At 59.0% G+C, this 4,396-nt stretch carries 3 protein-coding genes; 1 reads left to right on the plus strand and 2 read right to left on the minus strand.

All coding sequences use genetic code 11. The annotated features are described in order from the left end of the window. Positions 1–100: 100 nt before the first annotated feature. Positions 101–1,477, minus strand: a complete 1,377-nt coding sequence (locus H8S59_RS26255) for an L-serine ammonia-lyase (RefSeq protein WP_187523306.1) — start codon at positions 1,475–1,477, stop codon at positions 101–103. Between the two features lie 128 nt (positions 1,478–1,605). On the opposite strand from H8S59_RS26255, the gene H8S59_RS26260 reads away from it, so the two are divergent. After that, positions 1,606–2,520, plus strand: coding sequence for a LysR substrate-binding domain-containing protein (locus H8S59_RS26260; protein ID WP_027902858.1), 915 nt, complete (start codon positions 1,606–1,608; stop codon positions 2,518–2,520). Positions 2,521–2,702: 182 nt separating this feature from the next. Here the strand turns inward: H8S59_RS26260 and H8S59_RS26265 are convergent, their stop codons facing one another. Next, positions 2,703–4,031 carry a DUF3100 domain-containing protein gene (locus H8S59_RS26265; protein ID WP_095099976.1) on the minus strand — a complete coding sequence of 443 codons (1,329 nt, stop codon included), beginning with the start codon at positions 4,029–4,031 and terminating at the stop codon, positions 2,703–2,705. Between the last annotated feature and the right edge of the window lie 365 nt (positions 4,032–4,396).

Here is a 4,396-nt window from a genome sequence, read left to right on the forward strand (position 1 = left end):
CGTCTGTCACGGCCTCTTCCCGGCTGAAGCCGGTCCCACGTCGTCAATCAGCTTGCTGGCCAACATAGAATCTCCCACAGCGACCGCATTTCAAGCTGGATTAACACTCCACCCACTTGACCGCCAAACCACCCCGTGACGTTTCCTTGTACTTCTCAAGCATGTCCGCGCCGGTGTCGCGCATGGTGCGGATGGCGTGGTCCAGGGAGATGAAATGCTCACCGTCGCCACGCATGGCCATTTGTGCGGCGTTGATTGCTTTCACAGCTGCAATCGCGTTGCGCTCGATACAGGGTATTTGCACCAGACCGCCCACCGGGTCGCAGGTCAGGCCCAGGTTGTGTTCCAGACCAATCTCCGCAGCATTTTCCACCTGCTCCGGCGTTGCGCCGAGAATCTCTGCCAACCCTGCAGCCGCCATCGCACAGGCCGAACCGACCTCGCCCTGACACCCCACTTCCGCACCAGAAATCGACGCATTCTTTTTGCACAGAATGCCCACCGACGCCGCGCTCAAGAAGAACCTTACGATGTCATCTTCGTTGGCATCCGGATTGAATTTCATGAAGTAATGCAGCACCGCCGGGATGATCCCCGCGGCGCCATTGGTAGGCGCAGTCACCATACGCCCGCCTGCCGCATTCTCTTCGTTGACCGCCAGGGCGAACAGGTTGACCCATTCCATGGCGCTGAGAGTCGAGCTGATCACGTTGGGCTTGCCCAGCTCCTGCAAACTGCGATGCAGCCGGAAAGCACGCCGCCGCACATTCAGGCCACCGGGCAAGATGCCCTCTTCCCTCAGCCCTTTGTTCACGCAGTCCTGCATTGCACCCCAGATATGCAGGATCCGCGAGCGGATTTCCGCTTCGGTGCGCCAGACTTTTTCGTTCTCCATCATCAGTGCAGAGATGCTCAAACCGTGCTGCTTGCACAGACGCAACAACTGCGCGCCGCTGGAGAAATCGTAAGGCAGTTGAGTGGTATCGCTATCCAGAACGCCGCTGGCGGCCTGTTCAGCATCAACGACAAAGCCGCCGCCCACCGAATAATAAGTCTGCTCATACACTTCGCCAGTGGCACCATAGGCGCAGAGCGTCATGCCGTTGGGGTGATAAGGCAGGCTTTCCTCCAGCAGGCGCATGTCGCGCTGCCACTCGAAGGTAATGCGCTGTTCGCCGCCGAGCAGCAGAACCTGTTGTTCCAGCACAGCGTCTACACGAGGGGCGACCAGCGCCGGGTCAACCTGATCAGGCCACTCGCCCATCAGGCCGATGACCGTCGCACGGTCACTGCCGTGACCAATGCCGGTGGCCGACAACGAGCCATATAAACGCACCTCGACGCGCTCGACCTTGCTCAGCAGATCCAGCTCGCGCAATTGCACGGTGAAGATCGCGGCAGCACGCATGGGCCCTACCGTATGCGAACTGGAGGGGCCGATGCCGATTTTGAACATGTCGAAGACGCTGATAGCCATACGGTTTGCTCGATTCGTGAGAGGCTGTCAGCCTCGAAAGACACTTTCTTATGTGCAGGTATTTTTAGGCTCCCGCCAAGCGATCCACAAACGAAACTTCCTAAGCCATGGTTAAGCAGAACTGATAGATGAGCAAAATCCTCAACGCGCAAATGCACGCATGGCTCCAGGTCTTCGCCTGTGCTGCCCGGCACCTGTCGTTTACCCGCTGCGCGGACGAACTGCATGTGACGCCCGGTGCGATCAGCCAGCAGATGCGCCAGCTCGAAGAACGACTGGGGTTTGCGCTGTTCCATCGGGTCGGTCGTGGTCTTGAGCTGACCGCCGAAGGACAACGACTGGCCATCGTCGCCAACGAGGTACACAGCCGTATTGATGATGAACTGCGGCTGCTGCATTCGGGACGTATCGGCGGCGTGTTCAAGTTGCGCTGTATTCCTTCGTTCCTGAGCAAATGGCTGATGCCGCGCCTGCCGCAACTGGAGCAGGCGTTTCCGGACATTCAGCTACGAATCATCGCCGAGGACAGCAGCGGCTCGTTGCGCGATGACGATTTCGACCTGGCGATCGACCTCAACGACGGCAGCTATCCGGGCCTGATGACCACCTCGCTGCTGGAGGAAGAGTTATTCCCGGTCTGCTCCCCCGCATTACAAGCAGGCAAGCCGCCGCTGGATACTCCCAGCCAGTTGGTGCATTACCCACTGCTGCACGACATCACCGCGTGGCGCGGCAGCTATGAGTACGCCGAGTGGGAGTTTTACCTGAATGCCATCGGCGCCTCAGGCATCGACGTGCGTCGGGGCCACACGTTCAACCGCAACCACCTGACCATTGAGGCGGCGATCATGGGCATGGGCGTGGCGATTGCGCGCAAGGCGCTGATCACCAATGAGCTGGAAGAAGGCTCGCTGATCATCCCGTTCGGCCATCCGATTGCAGCGCGCAAGAAATATGTATTGGTCTACCGCGAAGGCGCCCTGCAAACCCCGGCACGGCGGGCGGTGCATGATTGGTTGGTGGAGCAGGCGTTGGGGATGTGATGGGTTCATACTTTCTTCGACATTGGTGATGACCTGTGGGAGCGGTGCTTGCCCGCGATAAACGATAACGCGGTGTGGCTTCTGACTGCGTCTCATGCATCGCGGGCAAGCACCGCTCCCACAGTCATCATTCACAACTAAGAATCATTGAAAGAGCTCAGTCATCATTCAGCGCTCAAGAGTCAGTGAAAGAACTCAGCAATCAGCACCGCACCAATGAACGTACCGAAGTTGGCCAGGAAAGACACCAGCACGATGCGCCAGCCCAGCAAACGGAACGCTGGCAGGTCCTTGGCCACCGACAGACCGGCGAACGCCAGCATCGGCGTGATGACCGCAAGCATGTTGATCGAGCCGACCATCTGCGCGATTTCCGCAGCCCAAGGGCAGGCTGGCGAAGTCATGAACATGGCAACCAGGGACACTGTGCACACCGCCGGGATCTTGCGGCGCAGGGCAACGCAGATCATTTCGCCAATGAACACCGCCAGGATCATCACCGCGATACCACCGAAGGCCGCTGGCGACAACGTCTTGTAGCCGACATAGTTGGCGATCAATGCCAAGGCACCGGCTGCCACCCACGCGCTGATCCGTCCACCCCAACCCAGTTCCTTGACCTCAAGAGACACCTGATCGTGCTTCAGACCCGTGCTCATCACTGACGCCTTGGTCGTACGGCCAATGATCGGCTCCAGTACGCGGTAGCCCCAGACCGCCAACGGCAAGGAAATGAACAGCGTGAAGTAAGTGCCGATGGTGGTGGTGATCAGGTTCGACGCAGCCGCGAGCGCCATGACCTCCTTGGCCACTTCCGGCGTCTGCTGCGCAGCGATCGCGCCTGCTGCAGCAGCCATCATGCTGCCGGAACCGATGCCTGAGCCCATCGCCAGCGAGTTGGGATGGAAGATCCCGAGGCTGGTGATAAAACCTGCAACGATGGCGATGAACAACGCGCCGAACAATGTGCCAGTCAAGTACTCGGCCAGAACGCCGCGACCTTCCGGGGAATCCATGCCGTAGCGTTCACCAATGATTGCAAGGCTTGGCTCACGACCGACAGAGAACGTCGCACCAATCGCTTCGCGCTTGATACCCAGCATCAACGCCACCGGCAGACCGAGAATCACGGTGCCGACAAAGTGCCCGAACTCCTGAAACAAAAGCGCCCAACCCGAAGCAAACACCAGCGGCAACGAACCGCCGACGACCATGCCCAGTTTGGCAATAAACACCAACAGCGCCGGTTGCAGGATGGAAGCGGAACGTACTTGATCGCCGAGGCTCAGGCCGATCGAGCCCGGCATGCGACGGCTGAAGATGCCGATACCCGCACCGATCAACAGCGCCCAGACCATCGGCAGCAGAACGACTTTGCCAGGGCCGAGGGGAATACTGATCGCACCGATTGCCTCGGCCACCACGAGAATGACCGCCGCCCAGATGTACAGTTTTACGGTCGATGAAACGGCACGGTTTTCGCCCAGTGTCGCAGCGTGAGAATGTTGCATGGTTGTCCCCTCACCTGTTGGCCAATCGTCATGCGGCTGGCCAATAGTTGTTGTTTTTTCAGGAGGTGCCGACGGCACCCAGGGCAGATTCAAAGTCCATGTCGGGCATGGAAACTCGCGTGCTGCGAGCGGTAGAACTCGATGCTCTCGCCTGCTTTATGACGCCCCTTGTGAGGGTTGCTCCGTCAGCAGATCCGGCCTTTGCGCCCCCGTCTGGTGGCGTCGGGGTACGGTTCGAGTATGGGTAGGGAGAGGACACGCACCAATATTACAGAATGAATTTATTGTTGCCTAAAAGAGAACACCGGATGGGTCATGCGCCCTGTTGAAAACTCCATGCCTGCTCGCGAACTGATACACAACGC

The organism is Pseudomonas folii, from assembly GCF_014357575.1.
Lineage (GTDB): Bacteria > Pseudomonadota > Gammaproteobacteria > Pseudomonadales > Pseudomonadaceae > Aquipseudomonas > Aquipseudomonas folii.

Coding starts and splice junctions, on each gene's coding strand:
- H8S59_RS26255 (WP_187523306.1), bottom strand. CDS start 1,477: ATGGCTATCAGCGTCTTCGACATGTTCAAAATCGGCATCGGCCCCTCC.
- H8S59_RS26265 (WP_095099976.1), bottom strand. CDS start 4,031: ATGCAACATTCTCACGCTGCGACACTGGGCGAAAACCGTGCCGTTTCA.
- H8S59_RS26260 (WP_027902858.1), top strand. CDS start 1,606: ATGAGCAAAATCCTCAACGCGCAAATGCACGCATGGCTCCAGGTCTTC.